The organism is Streptomyces sp. NPDC111516 (assembly GCF_055635345.1).
The window spans coordinates 20549-44180 of sequence record NZ_JBVKBV010000014.1 but is presented as its reverse complement, the minus strand read 5'-3'; the positions used below and the strand labels follow the sequence as shown (position 1 = coordinate 44180).

At 70.8% G+C, this 23632-nt stretch carries 17 protein-coding genes, 1 other RNA gene and 1 pseudogene; 7 read left to right on the top strand and 12 right to left on the bottom strand.

Annotated elements, in window-relative coordinates; all coding sequences use genetic code 11:
- The first annotated feature begins 40 nt into the window (after positions 1-40).
- Positions 41-1297: an MFS transporter gene (locus ACZ7L9_RS24365; protein WP_471418063.1), complete on the top strand. Its 1257-nt coding sequence runs from the start codon at positions 41-43 to the stop codon at positions 1295-1297.
- Positions 1298-1414: 117 nt separating this feature from the next.
- On the opposite strand, the gene ssrA is transcribed toward ACZ7L9_RS24365, so the two are convergent.
- From ssrA to ftsE, 5 genes are all read right to left on the bottom strand, one after another.
- Positions 1415-1784, bottom strand: a transfer-messenger RNA (tmRNA) gene (gene ssrA, locus ACZ7L9_RS24360).
- Positions 1785-1902: 118 nt separating this feature from the next.
- Positions 1903-2391 carry an SsrA-binding protein SmpB gene (smpB, locus tag ACZ7L9_RS24355; RefSeq protein WP_385652041.1) on the bottom strand — a complete coding sequence of 163 codons (489 nt, stop codon included), beginning with the start codon at positions 2389-2391 and terminating at the stop codon, positions 1903-1905.
- Between the two features lie 18 nt (positions 2392-2409).
- Positions 2410-3597, bottom strand: coding sequence for a S41 family peptidase (locus ACZ7L9_RS24350; RefSeq protein ID WP_471418060.1), 1188 nt, complete (start codon positions 3595-3597; stop codon positions 2410-2412).
- 67 nt (positions 3598-3664) lie between these two features.
- Positions 3665-4582 carry a permease-like cell division protein FtsX gene (gene ftsX, locus ACZ7L9_RS24345; RefSeq protein ID WP_471418058.1) on the bottom strand — a complete coding sequence of 306 codons (918 nt, stop codon included), beginning with the start codon at positions 4580-4582 and terminating at the stop codon, positions 3665-3667.
- A 23-nt stretch (positions 4583-4605) separates the two neighbouring features.
- Positions 4606-5295 (bottom strand): cell division ATP-binding protein FtsE, encoded by a 690-nt coding sequence (ftsE, locus tag ACZ7L9_RS24340; protein ID WP_124723233.1) that lies wholly within the window; start codon positions 5293-5295, stop codon positions 4606-4608.
- A 268-nt stretch (positions 5296-5563) separates the two neighbouring features.
- Here ftsE and ACZ7L9_RS24335 point away from each other — a divergent pair, with 268 nt between their 5' ends.
- Positions 5564-5764 carry a hypothetical protein gene (locus tag ACZ7L9_RS24335; RefSeq protein WP_471418055.1) on the top strand — a complete coding sequence of 67 codons (201 nt, stop codon included), beginning with the start codon at positions 5564-5566 and terminating at the stop codon, positions 5762-5764.
- Positions 5765-5882: 118 nt separating this feature from the next.
- On the opposite strand, the gene ACZ7L9_RS24330 is transcribed toward ACZ7L9_RS24335, so the two are convergent.
- From ACZ7L9_RS24330 to ACZ7L9_RS24315, 4 genes are all read right to left on the bottom strand, one after another.
- The gene (locus ACZ7L9_RS24330) at positions 5883-6641 is read right to left on the bottom strand and encodes an LPXTG cell wall anchor domain-containing protein (RefSeq protein ID WP_471418053.1); all 759 of its coding nucleotides are present in this window, start codon (positions 6639-6641) and stop codon (positions 5883-5885) included.
- Between the two features lie 403 nt (positions 6642-7044).
- Entirely contained in the window at positions 7045-8151 is a 1107-nt protein-coding gene (gene prfB / locus ACZ7L9_RS24325) for a peptide chain release factor 2 (protein ID WP_471418051.1), read from the bottom strand.
- A 183-nt stretch (positions 8152-8334) separates the two neighbouring features.
- Positions 8335-9573 carry a serine/threonine-protein kinase gene (locus tag ACZ7L9_RS24320; protein WP_471418049.1) on the bottom strand — a complete coding sequence of 413 codons (1239 nt, stop codon included), beginning with the start codon at positions 9571-9573 and terminating at the stop codon, positions 8335-8337.
- A 180-nt stretch (positions 9574-9753) separates the two neighbouring features.
- The gene (locus ACZ7L9_RS24315) at positions 9754-11397 is read right to left on the bottom strand and encodes a serine/threonine-protein kinase (RefSeq protein ID WP_471418047.1); all 1644 of its coding nucleotides are present in this window, start codon (positions 11395-11397) and stop codon (positions 9754-9756) included.
- A gap of 531 nt (positions 11398-11928) precedes the next feature.
- Here ACZ7L9_RS24315 and ACZ7L9_RS24310 point away from each other — a divergent pair.
- The 5 genes and pseudogenes from ACZ7L9_RS24310 to ACZ7L9_RS24290 form a co-directional block, all read left to right on the top strand.
- Positions 11929-15528, top strand: coding sequence for an FHA domain-containing protein (locus ACZ7L9_RS24310; RefSeq protein ID WP_471418045.1), 3600 nt, complete (start codon positions 11929-11931; stop codon positions 15526-15528).
- Between the two features lie 138 nt (positions 15529-15666).
- Entirely contained in the window at positions 15667-17034 is a 1368-nt protein-coding gene (locus ACZ7L9_RS24305; protein ID WP_471418043.1) for an ABC transporter substrate-binding protein, read from the top strand.
- 4 nt (positions 17035-17038) lie between these two features.
- Entirely contained in the window at positions 17039-18457 is a 1419-nt protein-coding gene (locus ACZ7L9_RS24300; RefSeq protein WP_471418041.1) for a carbohydrate ABC transporter permease, read from the top strand.
- A gap of 14 nt (positions 18458-18471) precedes the next feature.
- Positions 18472-19383, top strand: a complete 912-nt coding sequence (locus ACZ7L9_RS24295; RefSeq protein WP_471418319.1) for a carbohydrate ABC transporter permease — start codon at positions 18472-18474, stop codon at positions 19381-19383.
- Positions 19384-19801: 418 nt separating this feature from the next.
- Positions 19802-20380, top strand: a pseudogene (locus ACZ7L9_RS24290) (CDP-glycerol glycerophosphotransferase family protein); the annotation flags it as partial.
- 6 nt (positions 20381-20386) lie between these two features.
- On the opposite strand, the gene ACZ7L9_RS24285 reads toward ACZ7L9_RS24290, so the two are convergent.
- The 3 genes from ACZ7L9_RS24285 to ACZ7L9_RS24275 all read right to left on the bottom strand — a co-directional run bounded on the left by ACZ7L9_RS24285 (position 20387) and on the right by ACZ7L9_RS24275 (position 23617).
- Positions 20387-20761, bottom strand: a complete 375-nt coding sequence (locus ACZ7L9_RS24285) for a DMT family transporter (protein ID WP_471418039.1) — start codon at positions 20759-20761, stop codon at positions 20387-20389.
- A gap of 70 nt (positions 20762-20831) precedes the next feature.
- The gene (locus ACZ7L9_RS24280; RefSeq protein WP_471418037.1) at positions 20832-22346 is read right to left on the bottom strand and encodes a methyltransferase domain-containing protein; all 1515 of its coding nucleotides are present in this window, start codon (positions 22344-22346) and stop codon (positions 20832-20834) included.
- Positions 22347-22408: 62 nt separating this feature from the next.
- On the bottom strand, positions 22409-23617 hold the full coding sequence (locus ACZ7L9_RS24275) for a glycosyltransferase family 39 protein (RefSeq protein WP_471418035.1): 1209 nt from the start codon (positions 23615-23617) through the stop codon (positions 22409-22411).
- Positions 23618-23632 lie beyond the last annotated feature (15 nt).

Below are 23632 nucleotides of genomic sequence, written 5' to 3'. Positions count from 1 at the left end.
GTGTTGGACCCCGTGGGCCGTGCGCCCCGAGGGTGGATCCATGCCGTACGAGAGAACGCCGCCCACCGCCCCCCTGCTCACCGTCTCCGGGGACCTGCTGGTCATCGCCCCGCGCGCCGCCGCCCCCGCCCGCCCGGCGCCCACCAACCCGTACCGCCGACTGCTCGCCACCCCGGGCGCCCGCGCATTCACCGCGGGCAATCTCCTCGCCAGGCTCCCCATGGGAATGTTCAGCGTCAGCGCGGTGATCATGATCGCCGGATCGCGCGGCTCGTACGCCCTGGCAGGCGCCGTCACCGCGACCGGCCTCGCCGCGACGGCAGTGGTCGCGCCCTGGACCGCCCGGCTCGTCGACCGGTACGGACAGGCCCGGGTCGCCGTGCCCGCCACCGCTGTCGCCGCGCTCGGATCACTCGCGCTGCTGCTCTGTGTGCACTACGGTGCCCCGGCCTGGACCCTCTTCGCCTCCTACGCCGCGACCGCCACCACCCCCAACACCGGCGGGATGTCCCGGGCCCGCTGGGCCCATCTGCACCGGGGCGATCCGGCCGCCCTGCACACCGCGAACTCCTTCGAACAGGCCGTCGACGAACTCTGCTTCATGCTCGGCCCGGCCCTCGCCGCCCTGCTGTGCGCGGCGCTCTTCCCGGAGGCCGGAACGCTCGTCGGGGCGATCCTGCTGATGACCGGCGTACTGCTCTTCGCCGCCCAGCGCGCCACCGAACCACCGGTGGCACCCCGCACCACCCGCTCCGGCTCACCGCTCCGCGCCCCCGGCATGCCGGCCCTGCTCGCCGTCTTCCTCGCCACCGGGGCGGTCTTCGGCGCGATGGAGGTCGTCACGATCGCCCAGGCCGGGGGCGCGATCCTGGCCCTCCAGGCGGCTGGATCGTGTGTGGCGGGGCTGCTGTACGGATCCCTGCGCCCGGCCGGGGACATCCGGCGCCGGCTGCTGGGCTGCCTGGCGGGAATGACGGCGCTGATGTCCCTGCCACTGCTCGCCACCGCCTCCGCCGACTCGCTCCTCGCCCTCGCGGGCGCACTGCTGCTGGCGGGCGCGGCGACGGCCCCGACGATGGTCACCGGCATGACGCTGGTGCAACGCCTCACCCCCGAGGGCCAGTTGAACGAGGGCATGACCCTGGCCGTGACCGCGCTGCTGGGCGGGATCGCCGCGGGTTCGGCGACCGGAGGCTGGCTGGTGGAGCACCCGGGCCAGGTGTCGGGCTATGTCGCACCGATATGCGCGGCGGGGTTGGCGCTGGCCGTCGCCGCGGCCGGGGTCCGGCGGAGGTAGGGCCTCTCGATCGGATCACGCCGGGCACGCTCCGGACGGCGGGCACAAGCCGGACGGCGGGCACAAGAACGAGGACCCCGTTGCCGGTGGGCAACGGGGTCCTCGTTCACATGGGAATTGTGGAGATGGCGGGAATCGAACCCGCGTCCAACGGTGCAGAATCAGGGCTTCTCCGTGTGCAGTTCGCTGCGATTTTCTCGGCCCCGGAGATCACGCGAACAAGTCTCCGACGGGCTCAGCCACTGTTTGATTTCCTTCCAGGCCCCGTGACCGGGTCTAGAAGTTTAGATCCCTTGATGATGCCAGGATCCGGGTCGGGATCACCCCCGGGCTGACACTTCGCAAGTCGCTACTTAGGCAGCGAGGGCGAAGGAATCGCGCTTGGAGTTGGCGATTATTGGTTGCGACATATGGTTTACGAGATCATTGCCGCTTCCTCGACACGCTTCCCCTGCTTCGACATCCGCTGTCGAAACCGATCATCCCCATGTTGTTTTTTCAATGGTGCACCCGCTGTGAGGTGCAGTGCCATCGTACGTGACCAACGCACGACGATGCCAGCCTATTCCTGCGGGTGCCTGCCGGCCCCGCCCGTACGCTCCCGGCTACGCGCTGCGCTGGCGCCGGCGCGCTGCCGAGATCGCACGGTTCGTCTCCCGCAGGTCCTGCTTCTCGCGCAGGGTCTGCCGCTTGTCGTACTCCTTCTTGCCCTTGGCGAGCGCGATCTCGACCTTCACCCGGCTGTCCTTGAAGTACAGCGCGAGCGGCACGATCGTGTGACCCGTCTCGCCGGACTTCGACTCCAGCTTGTCGATCTCCGCCCGGTGCATCAGCAGCTTGCGCTTCCGCTTGGCCGAGTGGTTGGTCCAGGTCCCCTGCACGTACTCCGGGACGTGGATGTTGTGCAGCCATGCCTCGCCGCCGTCGATCTGGACGAAGCCGTCCACGAGCGAGGCCCGGCCCAGCCGCAGCGATTTGACCTCGGTCCCCATGAGTACGAGACCGCACTCGTAGGTGTCGAGGATGTGGTAGTCGTGCCGCGCCTTCTTGTTCTGCGCGATGAGCTTGCGCCCCGTGTCCTTTTCCTTAGCCATAGTGCGGCCATTTTCGCACTACGACCCACCCCCGAGGCCACTCAATACTGTTTCGGCCTGCCGCTCGGCCCGGGACGTGACCGCGAGGTCCGGGGTTATGCCGCGCCCGTCGACACCGCGGCCCGCCGGAGTGCGGTAGTGGCCGACGGTCAGCTCGGCCACCGAACCGCCCGGGAGCTTGCTGGGCATCTGGACCGAACCCTTGCCGAAGGTGCGCGAGCCGACCGTGACAGCGCGGCCCCGGTCCTGGAGCGCGCCGGTGAGGAGCTCGGCGGCGCTCATCGTGCCGCCGTCGATGAGGACGACGAGGGGGCGGACGGTGTCGCCGCCCGGCTGCGCGTAGAGGGCGCGCTGCTCTCCGTGCACGTCGTACGTGGCGACCAGGCCGCCGTCCAGGAAGGCGGAGGCGGCGGTGACGGCCTCGGTGACCAGGCCGCCGGAGTTGCCGCGGAGGTCGAGGAGCACCCCGGCACCCGCCGGTGCGTCCCGGACCGCGTCGCGGACCCTGTCGCCCGAGCCCCTGGTGAACGAGTCCACCTCGATCAGTACAGCCGCGGAGGGATCGGAACGGTCCGGTCCGATGCGCCGGACGGTGACGGCCTCGGTGGTGAGCATGGCCCGGCGCAGCGTCTCGGTCCGGAGCACCGCGCCCCGCTGCACGCCCAGCACGACGGTGCTGCCTGCGGACGCCTCCGTACGGTCTCCGCGCAGCAGGGCGACGACCTCGGCGACGGGCCGTTCGTCGACCCGGTGACCGTCGACCGTACGGAGCAGATCGCCCGGCTCGATGCCCGCGCGGTCGGCGGGGCCGCCGGGCTGGACCCTGGCCACCTCGACCCGTCCCTCGGCGGAGCGCCTGGCGGCGATCCCGACGCCGGTGTACGAGCCGTCGAGGGCCTGCTCGAACTCCTCGTACTGCCGCTCGTCGTACACCGCGCCCCAGCGGTCGCCGCTGCGGCTGACGACCTCCTCGGCCGCCTCCTTGCCGGACTTGCCGTCGGCCACGGCCCGGGCGGCGGCGTCGGCCACCTCGTCACCGTCGACGGTGGAGGCGACGTAACGGGTCGCGATGTCCGAGGATTTCGCCGCGCCGCGCGGCAGCGAGCCGGTGGCCGCCGCGGTGGCCAGCACGGTCGCGAAAACCAATGTCAGGACCGCCCCGCGGCGCACGCCGCGGGGCCCGAAACACTGCGTGGGACCCGACATGGCGATGAGTGTAGGACAACGCCCTTGTGGCGCACGGCCGGTTGGTCGTGCGCCACAAGGGCGCTTGTCACACCTTCAGGTACTTGCGCAGCGCGAAGAGAGCGGCAACGGCGGGCATCAGCAGGCCGATCGCCAGGACCAGGGGCAGCTTGGTGAGGACCGCGTCCCAGCCGATGAAGTCGATCAGGTTCAGCTTGCTCTGCAGTGCCAGACCGCCGTCGATCAGGAAGTACCGGCCGGCCAGCAGCATCACGCAGGCGAGCACGCCACCGATGAGACCGGCGAAGGCGGCCTCCATGATGAACGGCATCTGGATGTAGAACCCGGAGGCGCCGACGAGCCGCATGATGCCCGTTTCTCGTCGGCGGCTGAACGCGGACACCCGGACGGTGTTCACGATCAGCATCAGCGCGATGACCAGCATCAGCGCCATCACGAAGAGGGCGGCCACGTTCATGCCGTTCATCAGCTGGAAGAGGTTGTCCAGGATGCTCCGCTGGTCCTGAACGGACTGCACCCCGTCACGGCCGGCGAAGGCGGTGGCGACGACCTTGTACTTCTTCGGGTCGTGGAGCTTGACCCGGAACGACTCCTGCATCTGGTCCGGCGTGATGTTGCTCGCCATGGGCGAGTCGCCGAACTGCTCCTGGTAGTGCTTGAAGGCCTCGTCGGCCGTCTCGTGCGTGACCGTGTCGACGACGTCCATCTTCTTGAGGTCGCCCTCGATCTGATCCCGCTGCTCCTTGGTGACGGCGCCCTTGGCGCACTTGGGCGTCGAGGTCACATCGCTCTTGCTGCACAGGAAGATCGAGACGTTGACCTTGTCGTACCAGTAGTCCTTCATCGTGCTGACCTGCTCGCGCATGAGCAGCGCGCCGCCGAACAGGGCGAGCGAGAGGGCGACGGAGACGACGACGGCGAAGGTCATCGTGAGGTTGCGACGGAGGCCGACGCCGATCTCCGACAGGACGAACTGGGCGCGCATGGCGTCCTTTCAGTGCTCGATGCTCAGTGCTGGTAGCCGTAGACGCCGCGGGCCTGGTCGCGTACGAGACGGCCCTGCTCCAGCTCGATGACGCGCTTGCGCATCTGGTCGACGATGTTCTGGTCGTGGGTCGCCATGATCACGGTGGTGCCGGTCCGGTTGATCCGGTCCAGCAGCTTCATGATGCCGACGGAGGTCTGCGGGTCGAGGTTGCCTGTCGGCTCGTCCGCGATCAGCAGCATGGGACGGTTCACGAACGCCCGCGCGATCGCCACGCGCTGCTGCTCACCACCGGAGAGCTCACCGGGCATCCGGTCCTCCTTGCCACCGAGGCCGACCAGGTCGAGGACCTGCGGCACCGCCTTGCGGATCTCGCCGCGCGGCTTGCCGATGACCTCCTGCGCGAACGCCACGTTCTCCGCAACGGTCTTGTTGGGGAGAAGTCTGAAGTCCTGGAAAACCGTGCCCAGCTGGCGGCGCATGTGCGGCACCTTCCAGTTGGACAGGCGTGCGAGGTCCTTGCCCAGGACGTGGACCATGCCCTGACTGGCGCGCTCTTCTCGGAGGATGAGTCGCATGAAGGTGGACTTGCCGGAGCCGGAGGAGCCCACCAGGAAGACGAACTCGCCCTTCTCGATATCGAGAGACACATCCCGTAGAGCAGGACGGCTCTGCTTCGGGTAGGTCTTGGAGACGTTGTCGAATCGGATCACGGATGCACCACGGTCGGCCGGGAGTAGGTGTGCGTGACCATACGCGAACCGGCCTGACGCGTGCAGGCGCGCGTCCCGGGATGGGTGATTTATGGCGGAACGACGCAGGCCGGAAGCGGGCCGAAGCGCTACGGAACGGGTGATGTCCGGCGGGCCGCGCCGAAATCCGCGCGAGCTGGCACAGTGGTAGGGGGAACGGTTGCGTCCCCATGAGCGTTGTGCGGAGACAAGGCGTATGCGGCTCCGCCGCGCGGGAGGAGGAAAGCGCATGACCTATGACCGATTGGTGTGCGCAAACTGCGCGGCGCCCGTGAATGAGGGCCGTTGCCCCGTGTGCCGGGCAAGCCGCGAGCGGCTGCAGCACGAACAGGGGCAGGGAATCTTCGCGGGGCTGAGCCCCGCGACACTGCTGGCCCTGCTGGTGGTGCTGCTGGGCGCGCTGGCGCTGCTGGCGCACCAGACCGCGTAGCCGCGGGAGAGCCCGTCCGTCCGCCTGCGAGAGCGTGTACGTGTACGCGGAGGGGCCCGGGATGCCGATACAGGCGCCCCGGGCCCCTCTGTGCGTCACATGTGCCGCTTGCGGGCCCTTAGGCGACCGTACGGCCGTTCATGAGGCGCGGCAGGATCCGGAAGCCGATGCCTCCGGCAATCATCGTCGCGGCGCCGACCAGCAGGAACGTGGTCTCGGCGGCACCGGTCTCGGCGAGCTCGTCCTTGCCCTTGCCCTGCTCGACCGGCTGGTTGCCGGCCGAGTCGGGGGTGGTGTTGTCCGCGCACTTCGCGCCGTCGAGGTCGACGGTGCAGTTGTCGGCGTCCCCGCCACCGGTCACGGAGCCCGCGGAGGCGTTACCGGCGGTACCACCGTTGCCGGAGGTGCCGGAGGAACCGTTGCCGCCGTTACCGTTGCCGCCGTTGTTGCCGTTGCCGCCGTTGTTGCCGTTGCCGCCGGACTGGTGGCCACCGTTGCCGTTGCCACCGTTGTTGCCATTGCCGCCGTTACCGTGGCCCGGGTCGGTCGGGTCCGTGGGCGGGTCCGTCGGCTCGGTGGTCGGCGGGTCCGTCGGCTCGGTGGTCGGCGGGTCCGTCGGCTCGGTGGTCGGCGGGTCCGTCGGCTCCGTGGTCGGCGGGTCCGTCGGCTCCGTGGTCGGCGGGGTCGTCGGCTCGCATCGCGGGTCGAGCGGGCTGCACGGGTCGCCGTCCGCCGTCTGGACGCCAACCTGAACACCCGCGACGTTGACACCGATGCCGGCGGCAGACGCCACACCGGCAGCGGTGAGCGAGGCACCCGCGGCGATCACCGCACCTGCGGCTATCCGCGCGACGCGTACTCGCGTCTTCTTCGTCATCTGCTGCTACCCCCAGTAGCTGTTCTCGTCAGTGGAGCAGCCATATGCGGGTCCCGGCTCTGCGGGGTTTGCTCCGAACGACGCCACATGGAGCCGTGGTCATGCCGTCCGCCCCCGTTCACACCCGTCCCGGACATACGCATGCTGCCCTAGCACCCTGTCCAGAGTTAAGGATCACGTCAAGGCCGTTCCGCGCAATCTGCGCCGATTTGATGGGAGTTGATCTCCATTCGGAATCACGACTGTGACGCACTCACCACGCCGTCTCCCCAACTCGCCCCCCAACTCCCTTTTGCGTGCCGCCTCGTACGCTCCGCGACGAAAACGGTGGTGCCGGAACCCCGTGGGGATTCCGGCACCACCGTTCAAAGGACAGGGAATCAGGCCGCGTCGGCCCGCCCGCCTACTTCTCCCGCTGCTTGCGCCAGCGGATGCCCGCCTCCAGGAAGCCGTCGATCTCGCCGTTGAAGACCGCTTCCGGGTTGCCCATCTCGAACTCCGTACGCAGGTCCTTGACCATCTGGTACGGGTGCAGGACGTACGACCGCATCTGGTTGCCCCAGGAGTTGCCGCCGTCGCCCTTGAGGGCGTCCATCTTCGCCTGCTCCTCCTGGCGGCGGCGCTCAAGGAGCTTCGCCTGGAGGACGTTCATCGCGGACGCCTTGTTCTGGATCTGCGAGCGCTCGTTCTGGCAGGAGACGACGATGCCGGTCGGGAGGTGGGTCAGGCGCACCGCGGAGTCCGTGGTGTTGACGCCCTGGCCGCCGGGGCCCGACGAGCGGTACACGTCGACGCGCAGCTCGGACTCGTCGATCTCGATGTGGTCCGTCTGCTCGACCACGGGCAGCACCTCGACACCCGCGAAGGACGTCTGGCGGCGGCCCTGGTTGTCGAAGGGCGAGATCCGGACGAGCCGGTGGGTGCCCTGCTCGACGGAGAGCGTGCCGTAGGCGTACGGCACCTGGACGGCGAAGGTGGTCGACTTGATGCCGGCCTCTTCCGCGTACGACGTCTCGTAGACCTCGGTCTTGTAGCCGTGCCGCTCGGCCCAGCGGATGTACATGCGCTGGAGCTTCTCGGCGAAGTCGGCGGCGTCCACGCCACCGGCCTCGGCGCGGATGTTGACCAGCGCCTCACGGGAGTCGTACTCGCCGGAGAGGAGCGTACGGACCTCCATCTCGTCCAGCGCCTTCCTGACCGACTCCAGCTCGGACTCGGCCTCGGCGAGGGCGTCGGCGTCGCCCTCGTCCTGGGCGAGCTCGAAGAGGATTTCGAGGTCGTCGATCCGGGCGCGGAGCGCCTCGGTCTTGCGGACCTCGGCCTGGAGGTGCGAAAGCTTGCTGGTGATCTTCTGCGCCGCCTCCGGGTCGTCCCAGAGGGAAGGCGCTGCCGCCTGCTCCTCGAGCGCGGCGATGTCCGCCCTCAGCGCATCCAGGTCCAGGACGGCCTCGATCGACCCCATGGTCGAGGAGAGGGACTTCAGCTCTTCGGAAATATCGACGACTGCCACGGGTCCAGCGTAACGGCTGTCGGCACGGACGTTCCTCGGGCCGCATGATCACGACTCGGTGGCCGGGTGTGCGGCGCCTCCCCGGGCCGTACGGCGACCAGGGGCACCGAGGGTTCCGTCGGGGCCGGAAGCCGCCGGGAACCGTGTCCGGGCCCGGCTCGGAGCCGGGCGCCCGACAGGCTCTCAGGGCGTTCCCGGCGCCGAGTTCTTCGTGTCCTGCGTGGGCACGTCCGTGCCGTCGCCGCCCAGCGCCAGCCAGCAGCCCACTCCGAGGCCCACCACCAGCACCAGCGCCGCGGCGCCCAGCGTCAGGCGGCGCTTGCGGACGGCCGCGGACTTGTTGCGGGCCGAGCCGGGGCGGGGCCGGCCCGGGGAGCGGGGGGCCCTGGCCGTGCCCCGGGGGCCGCCGGACAGCTCGTCGGGAGCCGGGACGCGCATGCTCGTGTGGGTGTCGCGGTTGGAATCGGTGGACGAGCCGGGGACCAGAGGGACCGCGCCACGTCGGCGGGGCTCCTCGGGCACGGGGGTGTACTGCTGCTCGTCGTACGTCTGGGGTTCCGGTTCGGTGTCCGGTTCGTCCACGTCCAGCGGCGGGATGCCGGCCAGCTGCGGTAGCTGCTCGCGCAGCCGGGCCGCGAGCTCGGAGGCACGCAGCCGGGAGGCCGGGGCTTTGGCCAGGCACTGGACGAGGAGCTGCCAGAGCTCCTCGGGGATGCCCGGGAGCGGGACGACGGTCTCCGTGACGTGGCGGCGCAGGACCGCGCCGGGGTGTCCGCCGCCGAAGGGCGTGAAGCCTGCGAGGAGCTCGTACAGGACCGTGGCGAGCGCGTAGATGTCGACGGCGGCGCGAGGCGGGAGGCCCTCGACTATCTCGGGGGCGAGGTAGTCCGGCGTACCGATGATCTTGCTGGCCTTGGTGCGGCGCGGGGTGTCGATCAGCTTGGCCACGCCGAAGTCGGTGAGCAGCGCCGGGTGCGAGCCGCCCGGGCCGAGCGGACCCTCCATGTCGAGCAGGATGTTCTCCGGCTTGACGTCGCGGTGGACCACTCCGGCGGCGTGCGCGGCGGCCAGGCCGTCGGCGACGTCCGCGATGATCGCGACGGCGGCCTCGGGCGCGAGCCGGCGTTCGCGGTCGAGGCGGGTGCGCAGGTCCGTACCGCGTACCAGGTTCATGACCAGCGCCAGGTCGTTGCCGTCGACCACGAGGTCGCGGACGGCGACCACACGCGGGTGGTCCAGACCGAGCAGGGCGGTGCGCTCCTGGACGAAGCGGCCCACGAGCTCCTGGTCGGACGCGAGGTCCTCGCGGAGCAGCTTGATGGCCACCGGGCCCTCGGGCCCCTCGCCGAGCCACACCGTGCCGGCGCTGCCGCGCCCCAGGATCTGGTGGGCGGTGTACCGGCTGCCGATATTCCGTGCCAAGACTGCTCCCTCAGCGGCTGGCGATGGACCGTCGCTCATGACCCCCGGTCGACAAAGTTACGCGTCGATCGGGGTGTTGAGTGCCCGGGATGGCGCCAACCTTCACTTCTGCGGGTGATATGCGTGGAAACTGGCCCGCAGAAGTCGATATAGCTACAGAGTTGATGAGGCGTCGGCCGCTCAGGGACCGCTGCTTCCACCCAGTTTCGAGACCCAGTCGGTCACGCTGGAGACGGCGTCGCTGATGGCCTGCCAGTAGCTCTTGCCCTGGCCGATCCAGTCCTGCAACGGGGTCAGTTCCCAGATCAGCCAGCCCGCGACGAACAGCAGGACCAGGGTGAACAGACAGCCCTTGAGGCAGCCGAGGCCGGGAATCTTCATCGGGTTGGCGCTGCGCTGCCGCGGCTCGCGGGGCTGTCGCGGGGCCGGCTGCTGGGGCGGCGGCTGCTGCGGCGGCGCGTACTGCTGGCGCTGGTACTGCTGTTGGGGCTGGTGCTGCGGTTGCGGCTGGTACTGCTGCTGCCGGGGCTGGGGGTACTGCTGATGCTGCGGCGGCTGCTGGCGTCGCTGGGGCTGCTGCGGTTGCTGCTGCGGCTGGGGCCGCTGGGGGCGACGGCGCAGCGGGTCCTGGCCGGGGTCGAGGTACTGGACCTGCGTCTGCTCGTTGCGGTCCCGGGCCGCCTGGAGCTGGGACTGCCAAGGGTGCGGCCCGTCGGGCTGCGGAGGGCCGTCCGGGTGCGGCGGTACGGGCGGCATGACGGAGGTCGGGTCGGCGTGCCCGCCCGCGCCCTGGCCGGGGCCGGGGGCGTGCTGCATGACGCTGGTCGCGGCGTTCGGATCGTAGGATCCCGCGTCGCTCGGCAGCACCTGCGTCGGGTCGGCCGCGCCGGGGGCCTGCGGCACGGCCGCGGGCGCCGGGTCGGGTGCGAGCAGGGCACCCACGCCGTCGGCCGCCGCGATCTGGGCGGCGTTGGCGTGCACGCCGATGCCGGCCGCGACGGTGCGCAGTCCGCGGGCCAGGTTCTCGGCGCTGGGCCGCTGGTCCGGGTCCTTGCTCAGGCAGCGCTCTATCACCGTCCACAGCGGCGCCGGGACAGTGGTGGGGCGGCGGGGCTCCTCACTGAGGTGCCGGTGCAGGACTTCGAGGGCGGTGCCGCCGGAGAACGGCGGGCGGCCGGTGACCAGCTCGTACAGCAGGATGCCCGCGCCGTAGATGTCGACGGCGGAGGTCTGCGGGCGGCCCTCGGCGGACTCGGGCGCCACGTAGGCGGGCGTGCCGACGAACTCGTGGGTCCGGGTGAGCCCCGGGGAGTCGGCCAGGCGCGCGATGCCGAAGTCGGTGAGCATCGGGTGCATCTGACCGTCGCGCTCGTCGAGCAGGACGTTGGCGGGCTTGAGGTCGCGGTGGACGACGCCGTCGGCGTGGCTGGCGGCGAGCGCGTCCGCGATCTGCGCGGTGAGCAGCGCGGCGGCGACCGGGGTGAGCGGGCCGTTCTCGCGGAGGTAGCGGTGCAGGTCGGGGCCGTCGATCAGGTCCATGACGAGGGCGAGGAGATCGCCCTCGACGACCAGGTCGCGGGTGCGCACGATGTTCTCGTGGGTGAGCCGGAGCAGCACCGAGCGCTCACGCAGGAACCGCATCACGACATCGGCGTCGTTGGCGAGCTCCTCCTTCAGGACCTTGATCGCCACGGTCTCGCCGGGCTGGCCGGCGACGGCCGCCTCGGAGCCTGCGGTCTCCCGCTGGCGGGCACGCCAGACGGTGCCCGTGGCGCCGCGTCCCAGCGGCTCCTCGAGCAGGTACTTGCTGCCTACCGGCCGCACGTCATGTGCTCCCTGCGATCGTGGTGTCTGCGGTGCTCCCGGATCCGCCCGGGAGTTCCGGCCCACTCTAGTGGGGTGACCGGCGAGGTCGGGGCGCTCGCCTTCGTCGCCCTCGTCCGCCGTGGCCGGTGCCTCCCGGGGAGGTGAGAGCCGGTTGCGGAACAAGACGCTCACACCGGGCGGATGGTTGCCGCACGCACGTGCGACGAATCATGCCGGATGACCTCCCGGAACGGTTCCGGAGTTACGGAAAGCGTCCAGGCAGGCACGGGAGAACCTTCCAGGCGGGCACGGGAAAACCTTCCAAGCGGGCACGTATGGGCGCACAGCCGACGTTTCAAGATCACTTAGCGGTGGCCCGCGGGCGCGTTGTCAGTGGCAGGTGCGAGGATGCCTCCAGCACGGACTGTGGGGTAGGGAGCCCTGCGGTACGTGACGAACCTGTACCGGACGACGCGTCCGTGTCGGGTGGGGGGAATCACAGGCCGTTTCCCCTGCCCCGCACCCCGCGCAGAAGGGACCGCTGAGGCGATGCAGATCCGGCTGACCGTCCTTGCGCCGCGCAGCGGCCAGACCCCGGCGCGCGCCTGCGACGTGCTGGTCACCGCCCCGTCGGGGACGGCGCTCGCCACCGTGGCGTCCCCGCTGGCCGCGGCCGTCTCCGGGCCCGACGGCTCACTCGGCAGCGGCGCGGTGGTGCTGTTCGCCGGGCGTGAGCGGCTCGACGCGCAGCGGTGCGCGCTGGGTGAGCCCCCGCTGGTCGACGGAGCGGTGCTCTCGCTCCAGGTCCCGGGCGAGGACGAGGCGGCGGACGACGCCGTCCCTGCGCAGCTGCACGTGGTCGCGGGGCCCGACGCGGGCGGGGTCCACCTGCTGCACGGCGGCCGGGTCCGGATCGGCCGCTCCGCCGACGCGGACGTCCCGCTCGACGACCCCGATGTGTCCCGGCTGCACTGCGCGGTGACGGTCTCCGCGGACGGCTTGGTCTCGGTGGCGGACCTGGGCTCCACCAACGGCACCTTGCTCGACGGCGCCGAGGTCCGCGACCGCCCGGTCCGCCTGCAGCCCGGTGCGCTGCTGCGGCTCGGCGAATCGACGCTCCGGCTGACCTCCGGGGCGCGTACGCCGACCCTCTCGACGGCCCCCGACGGCGAAGGGCATCTGCGGGTGTCCGGTACAGCGGGCGCGTCCGCCGCCGACGGCGGTTTCGCCGAGGAGCACGGCTCCGGTCCCGCCCCGCACGAAGGGCCCGGCGACTCTGACCCGTACGGCGGTGACGACGGGCCCGTCGACAGCCGCCGCCACTCCGCCGCCGGGCGCCCGGCCCCCCTCCCGGGCGACGAGACACCCCGGCGCGGCGGGATAGGCGGCTGGGCGCGCAGACTCGCGGGCAACAAGGGCGAGCCGGTCCATGAGGCGACGCCCGACGAGACGGGCGCTGCCGGGCCGCCCTTCCCGGCCACCGCCCCGGTGACGCCCGCGGGGGCCGCCGCGGGGGGCGCCTGGCCCGACCCCGCGGCCGTGCTGCTGACCGCGCTCGGCCCCGGTCCCCGGCTCTGGGAGCGCGACGCCGCGCACCCGGAGGCGCTCGTGGTGCGCCTGGGGACGACGGACCGGGCCGAGCTGCCCGCCGTGCCGGTGACCGTGGGGCTGCGGGAGGCCGGTTCCCTCGGGCTCGCCGGGCCGCGGACCCGGCTGGCCGGACTCGCCCGCTCGACGGTCGCGCAGCTCGCCGCGCTGCACTCCCCCGCCGATCTGGAGATCGTGCTGATCAGCACGGACCGCGCCCGCGGCGCGGACGAGCGCAGACGCGAGTGGGCCTGGCTCGGCTGGCTGCCGCACGTGGTCCCTATGCACGGCCAGGACTGCCGGCTGCTCCTGGCGTACGACCGTGAGCAGGCCCTCGCCCGTACGACGGAGCTGGTGCGCCGGCTTGACGAGGGGCCGCTCGGGCCCGGCTGGGCGAGTCTGGACCGGGACACGGTCGCCGAGGCCGCCGGTCGGTACGCGGGCCCGTACACCGTGCTGGTCGTCGACGGCGACCCCGGCTCGGCGGTGCTGCGCGAGAACACCGCCCGGCTGGCCGCCGCGGGGGCCGCCGCCGGGATCCATCTGATCTGTCTGGCCGAGACCCCGGCCGCCACACCCACGTCACCGGTCGCGGCGACCTACGAGGCCGCCTGCCACGCCTCGATCGCGTTCCGGGAGTGCGGGGCGGTGGCGATGCTGAGCGGCGATGTGGCGACGGCCCTGCGACTGCTGCGCACGGCGGACGGCCGGGCCGCGGGCCGGGGCACGGTCGCGACCGTGGACGCGGTGTCGGCGCACTGGGCCGAGCGGTTCGGACGGGCGCTGGCCCCGCTGCGCACGGAGGGTTCGGTGACGGCCCACGGCCGGCCGGTGTCGGCCGCGCTCCCGACGACGGCCCGGCTGCTGGACGAGCTGGGCCTGGCCCGTGCCACCCCCGCCTCGCTGATGGCCCGCTGGGCGTCCACGGCCGATGACCAGCCCGGCGCCACCGTCCGCGGTTCGGGCCGCTGGGCGGGCGGGCCGGGGGGTGGCGGTACGGAGGTGGCCGACGCGGCGACCCGCGGTTCGGGCCGTACGGAGTACCCGCGCGGTGCGGGCCCCCGCGTGGGCGCCCAGCGCACGGGCGGCGGCCCGGGTGGATACGCCCCGGGGTCGGGTCGCACCCCGTACCCCGGCAGCGAGACCGCCACGCACGTCGGCACGGCGGGCTACGGCCTCGTGCGTGACGAGGACCGCGACACCCGTGGCTCCGGGCGCACCCCGTACCCCGGCAGCGCCGCACCCCGCGTCAGTGGCGGGCGCTACGGCGCCTCGCCCGGGGACACCCCGAGCTCCCGCACCGTTTCCGGGTCCGGTTCCTGGGGCGGTGACGATGTCCAGGACGCCGGCGGTCTCCGTTCAGCCGGGTCGGGTCGGACCTCGAACCGGGTGAGCGGGCCGCGCGGCACCGACACGCCCCGGATCGCGGCGCCCGCCGCCATGGACGCGAACACAGGCACGGCCACAAGCACCGGCACACCCGCACCCGCCGCGTCCGCCCCCGCCGAAGGCACCGCCGTCGTGGCCGCCGGGCGGCCCGTCGTGGTGCTCGGGGCCGGGCCCCGGGGCGCGGTCAGTGTGGATCTGTCGGCGGAGGGCCCCCATCTCCTCATCGAGGGTCCGGCCGGCAGCGGACGTACGGAGCTGCTGCGGGCCGTCGCCGCCTCGCTGGCCGCCGCCGCCCGGCCCGACCGGCTGGGCATCCTCCTGGTCGACGGCGCCGGTGGCGAGCGCGGTGAGAGCCTGCACCCGTGCACCGAACTCCCGCACGCGTTCACGCACCTCGCGGCCTCCGATCCGGTACGGATGCGGGAGTTCGCGCAGGCACTGGGCGGCGAGCTGAAGCGGCGCGCCGAGCTGCTCGACCCGTACGACTTCACCGAGTGGCACCACCGGCACGAGGTGGCGCAGCGGATGGTCGGCCAGCGCCCGCCGACCGCCGCGGAACAGCGCGGTGACGTGGACTCCCTGCTGAGCGGGACGCTCCGCCTGCGCCCCGCCGCCGCGCGGTCCACGGACCCCGGCCCGTCCCCGCTGCCCCGGCTCGTCGTCCTCGTCGACGACTTCGACGCGCTGGTCGCCCCGGCGCTCGGCAGTCCCGGCCGGCCCGCCGCCGGTTCGGTCGTACGGGCCCTGGAGGCCGTGGCCAGGGAGGGCGGCCGGCTCGGCGTCCACCTGGTCGCGACATCCGCCCGCCCGGACCGTACGGAGGACACGGATCTGGCCCACGGGGCCCGGCTGCGCATCGTGCTCGACGCACCGGTCGTCCCGCGGTCGCCTGCGGATCCGGCGCCCGGACGCGGCAGGCTGGGGCATCCGGACGGGCGGGTGACCCCGTTCCAGGGCGGCCGGGTGACGGGACGCATTCCGCGTACGGCGACGCTGCGCCCCACCGTCGTACCGCTGGAGTGGGAGCGGATGGGCGATCCGCCGACCCGGCGCCCGGTCCGCGAACTGGGCAACGGTCCGACGGACCTGGCGCTGCTGGCCAGTGCGCTGGAGCGGGCGGCCCGGTCGGTGAACGCCGAGCCGATAGCCCCGTTCGGGTCCGTCCACTCCTGATGGCCGAACCGATACTTCTACTGATCGCACGTCACGAGCCCATCACGATCGACGAGTTGACACCTAAAGCGGTATTGCGGCGCCCGTACACCCAGCGTAGGACTGTGCGCACACGACGATGTGAGAGACGGGGCAGCGATGCGCACAACCCTTCGGATCAGCAGGGCCGCCATGGTGTTCACCGCCATCGGCGCACTGGCTCTGACCGGTTGCGGTGACGACGGCGACAGCGGAAAAACAAAGCCGGAAAAGAACTCCGGGGGCGGCAAGGGGAGTTCGTCGAGCGTCGTCCTACCGAAACTGGACGGCGAGAATCTCTCGGTCGCGGCGGTCTGGACCGGAGCCGAGCAGGCCAACTTCGTCAAGGTCCTCAAGGAGTTCGAGACCCGCACGGGGGCGAAGGTCACCTTCGTCCCGGCGCAGGACCCGATCGTCAACTTCCTCGGTACGAAGATCGCGGGCGGGCAGCCGCCGGACGTCGCGATGATCCCGCAGGTCGGCGCGATCCGGCAGGCCGCCGAGAAGAAGTGGGCCAAGCCGGTCGGTGCCGAGGCCAAGGCCCAGCTGGCCAAGAACTACGGGAAGGTCTGGCAGGACCTCGGTACGGTCGACGGCACCCAGTACGGGGTCTACTTCAAGGCCGCCAACAAGTCGTTGATCTGGTACAACGCCAAGGCGTTCGAGAACGCGGGCGCGGCCGAGCCGAAGACCTGGAAGGAGTTCCTGGCGACGGCCGAGACGGTGTCCACCTCCGGCGTCACCCCGGTCTCGGTCGGCGGTGCGGACGGCTGGACGCTGACCGACTGGTTCGAGAACATCTATCTCTCCCAGGCGGGCCCGGAGAAGTACGACCAGCTGGCCCAGCACAAGATCAAGTGGACGGACCCGTCCGTCAAGGACGCGCTGACCACGCTCGCGGAGCTCTTCGGCAAGCCGTCGCTGATCGCGGGCGGCGCGGACGGCGCGCTGCAGACGGAGTTCCCGGCCTCGGTCACCCAGACCTTCACCGGCGGTGACCAGCCGAAGGCCGCGATGGTCTACGAGGGCGACTTCGTGGCCGTCAACATCGCGCAGACGAAGGCGAAGATCGGGACGGACGCCAAGGTGTTCCCGTTCCCGGCGGTCGGCGCCGAGTCCCCCGTCGTGACGGGTGGCGACGCGGCGGTGGCCCTGAAGGACGGCAAGGGCGCCCAGGCCCTGCTGACCTGGCTGGGCTCGACCGACGCGGCGAAGATCATGGCCCAACAGGGCGGGTTCATCTCGCCGAACAAGGCCCTGGACGTCGCCGCGTATCCGAACGAGGTGCAGCGCACGATGGCGAAGGCGCTGATCGCGGCGGGTGACGCCGTCCGGTTCGACATGTCCGACCAGGCCCCGCAGTCGTTCGGCGGGACGCCCGGGAAGGGCGAGTGGAAGACTCTCCAGGACTTCCTGAAGAACCCGAAGGACATCGCGGGGACCCAAGCGAAGCTGGAGTCCGACGCGGCCAAGGCATACAAGAGCTGACGCGATGACGACAGCCGCAGCGGGGGGCGCCGACGCGGTGCCCCCCGCCGACAAGCATCCGTCCGGCGGGCCGTCGGTACCCGCGCCCAGGAAGTCGTCCGACGGTCCGGCCGACGGCCCGGGACGCAGTCGCCGGAGTGTGACCGGCACCCGCCGGGTCATCGCGGCGCTCTTCCTGGCTCCCGCGCTGGTGCTGCTGGGCGCGCTCGTGGTCTATCCGATCGGGTACTCCGTCTACCGGTCGTTCTTCGACCAGGCGGGTACGGGCTTCGCCGGACTCGACAACTACAAGGCGCTGTTCACGGACGACACCATCCGTACGGCGATCAAGAACAACGCGATCTGGGTCGTGTTCGCGCCGACGGTCTCCACGGCCCTCGGGCTGATCTTCGCGGTGCTGACCGAGCGGATCCGCTGGGGCACGGCGTTCAAGCTGATCGTCTTCATGCCGATGGCGATCTCCATGCTCGCCGCCGGCATTATCTTCCGCCTGGTGTACGACGCGGCCCCGGAGCGCGGGGTCGCCAACGCCGTATGGGTGGGTGTGCACGACACGTTCACCGATTCCGCGAGCTACCCGAAGGCGCATCCGCTGCCCGTCCACCCGCTCAAGGCGGGCGGCGGCGGCTCGTTCGTCACCAAGGCGCCGGTACGGGCCGGACAGCCGGTACAGCTGCCACTGGTCGGTGTGGCGCCGGCGAACATGCCGAAGGACGCCAAGCCCGCGAAGGCCGCTGCGGCGGGATCCGGGAAGATCACCGGTACCGCGTGGCTGGACTTCACCAAGGGCGGCGGCGGCAGACCCAATGTCATCGACGTCAAGGAGCTGGGGCTCAAGGGCCTCGAGGTAGAGGCGGTCAAGGACGGCAAGGTGGTCGCCTCGGCAACGGCGGGCGCGGACGGTACGTTCACCCTGCCCGCCTCGGCCGACGGCGCCGAACTCCGGCTCCCCGCCTCGAACTTCAGGGAGCCGTACAACGGGGTCGAGTGGCTCGGCCCGACCCTCGTCACACCGGGAATCATCGGCTCCTACGTCTGGATGTGGGCCGGGTTCGCGATGGTGCTGATCGCCGCCGGCCTGGCCGGCCTGCCGCGTGAGCTCCTCGAAGCGGCCCGGGTGGACGGCGCGAACGAGTGGCAGGTGTTCCGCCGGATCACGGTGCCGATGCTCGCGCCCGTCCTTTCCGTGGTGCTGGTCACGTTGATGATCAACGTTCTGAAGGTCTTCGACCTGGTCTTCATCATCTCGCCGGGGTCCTCGCTGGCCGACGCGAACGTGCTGGCACTCCAGCTCTACCGCTCCTCGTTCGGCACGGACGCCGACCTCGGGATCGGCAGCGCCATCGCCGTACTCCTGCTGTTGCTGGTACTCCCGGTGATGTTCTTCAACATCCGCCGGATCCGGAAGGAGGGGCGCCGATGACGACACCGTCGACCATGAACGCGGCCACGGCCGCGGGCACGGACACAACAGCCGGAACCGATGCGATGAAGGCCCAGCGGTCCCTCGCCGCACGCATCGCCGCCCGTACCGGCGGCGGGGTGATGCGGGTCTTCCTCATCCTGGTGGGCCTGTTCTGGCTGATGCCGACCATCGGGCTGCTGCTCTCCTCGCTGCGCAGCGCCGACAACATCGCGTCGAGCGGCTGGTGGAAGGTCTTCACGGCGCCGTCCCAGCTCACCTTCGACAACTACTCCCGGTTGCTGGACAATTCGACCATCACCCACTCCCTCCTCAGCACGGTGATGATCACCGTTCCCGCGACCGTCCTGGTCGTCGTGATCGGTTCACTGGCCGGATACGCCTTCGCCTGGATGGAGTTCCCCGGCCGCGACTGGTGGTTCCTGGTGGTCGTGGGGCTGTTGGTGGTGCCGGTGCAGGTTGCCCTGGTACCGGTCTCCAAGCTCTTCGGCGCGGTCGGGATCTTCGAGACGACCTTCGGCGTGATCATCTTCCACACCGCGTTCGGTCTGCCCTTCGCGATCTTCCTGCTGCGGAACTTCTTCGCGGAGATCCCGAGGGAGCTGCTGGAGGCGGCCAGGCTCGACGGCGCGGGCGAGATCCGGCTCTTCACCCGGGTCGTGATGCCGCTGGGCGGACCGGCGATCGCCTCGCTCGGGATCTTCCAGTTCCTCTGGGTGTGGAACGACATGCTGGTCGCCCTGATCTTCGCGGACTCCGACTCCCCGCCGATCACGGTGGCCCTGCAGCAACAGGTACGGCAGTTCGGCAACAACATCGACGTGTTGGCGCCCGGCGCCTTCGTGTCGATGGTGATTCCGCTGGCGGTCTTCTTCGCCTTCCAACGCCAGTTCGTCTCCGGCGTGATGGCGGGCGCGGTGAAGTAGTACGCACGGCGGTACGTCGATGGGCACGGCCGTACGTCAACAGGGGGTGGTCCTGTTCATCGCAACAGGACCACTCCACCTGCCGATTCACGGATTGACCACATTTTGATGTAACTCTGTCACTCCATCGGACGTTTGCGAACCGCCCACACGCGCTGCGAACGCCCCCTGGATGTGATGCCGGGCCCGCGCCCACTGCGCCCGCTACCGCACGCCGGGCGCCCCCGTCCGGCGCCGCGCCCGGCTGCGCCACGGCCTGATCCGGCTGGGCGCGCATCGCACGTACCGTGCGCTGTGGACCACGCAGTCGCTGCTCGGCCGCCTGCGGAAGGCCGGTGGCGCCGTCCGCCGGGCGCTGCGGGCCGCCGCCCTCCAGGCGTACTACCGCGTCCAGTTGCGGCTGCCCGTCCAGGCGGACCGGGCCGTGTTCGCCGCGTACTGGCACCGCGGCTACGCCTGCAACCCGGCGGCGATCAAGGCGATGGTCCGGTTCTGCGAGGCGCTCGGCCCGGACACCGTGGTGCTGGTCCGCGCCCACTACTTCTACGAGGGTGCCGGGCTGCCGGAGCACCCTTCGCTCCTCGACGTCTGCGACCATCCGCGGATCGAGGAGCTGTGCCTGGCGGCGGACGCGCTGGTGACGGACTACTCGTCGGTGATGTTCGACTACGCCCATCTGGACCGCCCGATCGTGGTGCACGCCCCCGACTGGGAGACGTACCGCACGGTCCGCGGGGTCTGCTTCGACCTGCTGTCCGGGAAGCCCGGCGACACCCCCGGCGCGGTCTCCACCGATACGGACGAGCTGGCCCGGATCTTTCTCGACGGCAGTTGGGAGAGCCCGGCGAACGAGGCGCTGCGGGCCGCGTTCCGGGCCCGGTTCTGTCCGTACGGCGACGGGCGGGCCGCAGAGCGGGTGGTGCGAAGGGTGCTCCTGGGGGAGAGTACGGTGCCCGGCCCGTCCGGCGGGGTGTCCTCGATCGCCGGACGGGCTTGACTCTTCTCAGCGTTGCTGGCCGGCCATCACCGTGACGAGGCCGACGACCACGAGCAGCGAGCCGCCCCAGGTCCACATCGAGGTCCGCTCGTGCAGCACGGTCGCCCCGGCCAGCACGATCAGCAGATACCCGAGGGCGTTGAACGGGTAGGCGATGGACAGCGGCACCGTGGCCAGGGTGGTCATCCAGGCGAGGGCGGACACCGCGAAGACCACCAGGCCGAGGACGACCCACGGGCTGGTCGCGGCGCGCAGGGCGACGGACCCGCCGCCCTGCGCTGCGGCGGCCGCGGCGCCCTTCATCCCGTGCTTGAGCATGATCTGCCCGCCCGCCGACGAGAACACGGCGAACAGCAGCAGCATCAGACTGGGAAGGGTCACGGCCTTGCTCCTGACTCCGGCGACCGGGGTTTCGGACGCCGGGACGGGGGTGGGACGGGGGACGGCGGCCTCAGACGCCGACCCGGTCGGCAGGGGCGTGCTGTCGGTCGAGGATGTCCTGTACATCGACGTGCTCTCCAGCGGTGATCGTCTCGGCCGCATGCGGGGTGAGCAGGGCGACGTGTTGATAGCCGAACAGCGTCGGCCGGATCCGGGTGAGCAGCTTCGACATCCCGCCGAGGACCGCGGGGAGCGGTCCGCCGCCGAGGAGCGCCCAGAACGGGGCCCCGGTGGAGACGATGTGGAGGACGTCGTAGCCGGCGTTCCTGACCGTGCGGCGCAGGCTGGCCCGGGTGAAGAAGCGCAGATGCGTTTCGTCGAGGATGCCGCGCCGGTCGTAGTCGAAGACTCCGAGCGCGACCCGCAGCCTGGAGTACCAGTGACTGAAGTTCGGTACGGAAAGCAGCACATGGCCGCCGGGCCGCAGCACGGTGGCGACCTCGGCGAGCACCCGCTCGGGGTGGGAGAGGTGCTCGATGACATCGCCCGCGACCACGTAGTCGTAGTCGGTGCCGATCTCCAGGGGCAGCCCCTTCTCCAGATCGGCGAGGTGGAAGCGGGTGCATTTCTCGCGAACGCCGGGGACTTCGACGTAGTCCACGCCCGTCACCTCGTGGCCGAGGGCTTCGAGGCGCTGTGCGAACAGGCCGCCGGAGCAGCCGAGATCGAGGACCCGGCCGGGTGGGAGGCCGCGCATCTTCTCCAGGATGACGGCGTGCGAGGAGCCGTCGCCCTCCTTGAACGCGTACTCGACGGGTTTGGGGATCCAGGCGCAGGTACCGAATCCCTTGACGGCGAGTCGGTATTCGAGAACGTCCTTGACGACGTCCTTCGCGTACTTCATGCCGTTGACGTAGCAGATCTCGTCGCCGTAGTAGGTGGGGACGGGGATCTCCTTGATCCGCATTCCTTCGTTGAGCAGTTGGACGATGATCTGGGTGTCGAAGTCGAACGCGTCGGTGTTGCGGTGGATCGGCAGCTTCTTGAGTGCGGCGACGCTGTAGGCGCGATACCCGGAGTGGAATTCGGTGAGCCGCGAGCCGAGCAGGGTGTTCTCCAGGCGGGTGAGAATGCGGTTGCCGAGCCATTTGTACATCGGCATGCCGCCCTTGAGGGCGGATCCGGATTTCATCATCCGTGATCCGAACACGGCCTCGCATTCGCCGCGTTCGATCGGTGCGACCATGTCGGGCAGGAATTCGGGGGCGTACTGCCCGTCGCCGTGCAGCAGCACGATGATGTCGAGTCCGTGTTCGGCGGCCAGCGCGTATCCGGCCTTCTGGTTTCCGCCGTAGCCGAGGTTCTTGGTGTGCCGCATCACCACCGTTCGCGGCATACCCTCCGTCTGCGACCAGCGGCAGCCCGCGGTGAAGGTCGCGTCGTGGCTCGCGTCGTCGAGAATGAGGACCTCGGCGACCTTGGACCGGAAGTCTTCCGGAATACGGTCGAGGGTCCTCTCCAGTGTCGTCTCGGCGTTGTACGCGACCACCAGGATGCCGATCCTGGGGCTCGGGCTTTCCTTCACGGGGCGTTCTCCAGTTGTGCTCGGTGCTCGGTGTTCGGCGGATCTGGGCTCGGGAGGGGCGGTCAGTGGACGGCGGAACCGGTGGGGCGCGCGGTGCGGGGGGCCTTGACCAGAGGCCGCTCGGCGCAGGATTGCGGGGGTACGGCTGCCGGCGCGGCGAGGATCTTGCGGATTCCGCTGAGGAGACCGGCGGCGAGGACGAACCAGCCGGCCTCGCCGAAGTGCAGCACCGTTTCGCTCCAGCGCACCGCCGAGCGCCCGTGGTAGCCGAGGACCGCCGTCAGGCCGAGCAGGCAGCTGTACGCGGCGCCTTCCCAGAACCCGATGACGAACAGCCCGGCGGCCGCCCAGGTGAGGTACTGCAGGGCGGACGCGGTGGAGAGCAGCAGCAGGAGGCCCATCGTGACGCCGACGACACCGGGCAGTTGTGCGGGCCGCAGCCAGGCGAGCCAGACCCCGGCCGCCACGCAGGCCAGCACGAAGAGGAAGTGGCCCTCGCCCTGGACGAAGGTGATGAAGGACTGCGGCAGGCCGAGCGCGTCGGCGAACCGGACGATGCCCCAGAGGCGGTAGCTGCCGCCCGCGTATTCCAGGACGTTCTCCGTGAGGTTCTGCGGCACGGTCACCAGGACCGGGCCCCAGACGAGGGCGATCAGGGCGGTGAACCCCGCGGCGAAACGGAGGAGTGCGGGCCGGCCGGCCCGCAGCGCGACGACGAACAGCGCCGGGATCACCACCACCGGGATGAACTTGACGCTGATCGAGAGCGCCGCGCTCACCCCGGCGGCCAGTGGCGACCTCCGGTCGACGAGCAGATGGGCGGCGGCCAGGGCGAACGTGATGGCGACCGCGTCGGTGTTGCCGTGGTAGCCGGAGGTGGCGATCAGTACGGGGCTGAAGGCCACGCCCACACCGCAGGCCACCGCCGTGCCGAGGGAACCGCGCCGCCGCACGATTTCGAACACGATGAGCGCGCAGCAGAAGTCGGCGATCGAGGCGGGCGATCTGATCAGCGTTCCGAATGGAATTCCGAGTTCGGAGAGGTCGTTCAGGCCGAGGAGCATCCAGCCGGCCAGTGGCGGATGGTTGTAGACGGGAAGTCCCGGCAGCGGCTGTTCGTAAATGCGGATGGGGCCGTAACGCACGATGGCCCGGGCGAAACCGTGAAAGATCCGCACATCGGCCGGGCCCGGCATATTCGCCGCGATCAGCATTCGAGTCAGGAGCCCGATGGCCGCGGCGACGAGCACCACCGCTCTCGCCCGTCGCACGTCCCAGATTTCGCA

Excerpts from the sequence above, each read along its gene's own strand:
- ACZ7L9_RS24365 (WP_471418063.1), top strand. The coding sequence starts at position 41 with ATGCCGTACGAGAGAACGCCGCCCACCGCCCCCCTGCTCACCGTCTCC.
- smpB (WP_385652041.1), bottom strand. The coding sequence starts at position 2,391 with ATGGCTAAGGAAAAGGACACGGGGCGCAAGCTCATCGCGCAGAACAAG.
- ACZ7L9_RS24350 (WP_471418060.1), bottom strand. The coding sequence starts at position 3,597 with ATGTCGGGTCCCACGCAGTGTTTCGGGCCCCGCGGCGTGCGCCGCGGG.
- ftsX (WP_471418058.1), bottom strand. The coding sequence starts at position 4,582 with ATGCGCGCCCAGTTCGTCCTGTCGGAGATCGGCGTCGGCCTCCGTCGC.
- ACZ7L9_RS24335 (WP_471418055.1), top strand. The coding sequence starts at position 5,564 with ATGACCTATGACCGATTGGTGTGCGCAAACTGCGCGGCGCCCGTGAAT.
- ACZ7L9_RS24330 (WP_471418053.1), bottom strand. The coding sequence starts at position 6,641 with ATGACGAAGAAGACGCGAGTACGCGTCGCGCGGATAGCCGCAGGTGCG.
- ACZ7L9_RS24310 (WP_471418045.1), top strand. The coding sequence starts at position 11,929 with ATGCAGATCCGGCTGACCGTCCTTGCGCCGCGCAGCGGCCAGACCCCG.
- ACZ7L9_RS24305 (WP_471418043.1), top strand. The coding sequence starts at position 15,667 with ATGCGCACAACCCTTCGGATCAGCAGGGCCGCCATGGTGTTCACCGCC.
- ACZ7L9_RS24300 (WP_471418041.1), top strand. The coding sequence starts at position 17,039 with ATGACGACAGCCGCAGCGGGGGGCGCCGACGCGGTGCCCCCCGCCGAC.
- ACZ7L9_RS24295 (WP_471418319.1), top strand. The coding sequence starts at position 18,472 with ATGAACGCGGCCACGGCCGCGGGCACGGACACAACAGCCGGAACCGAT.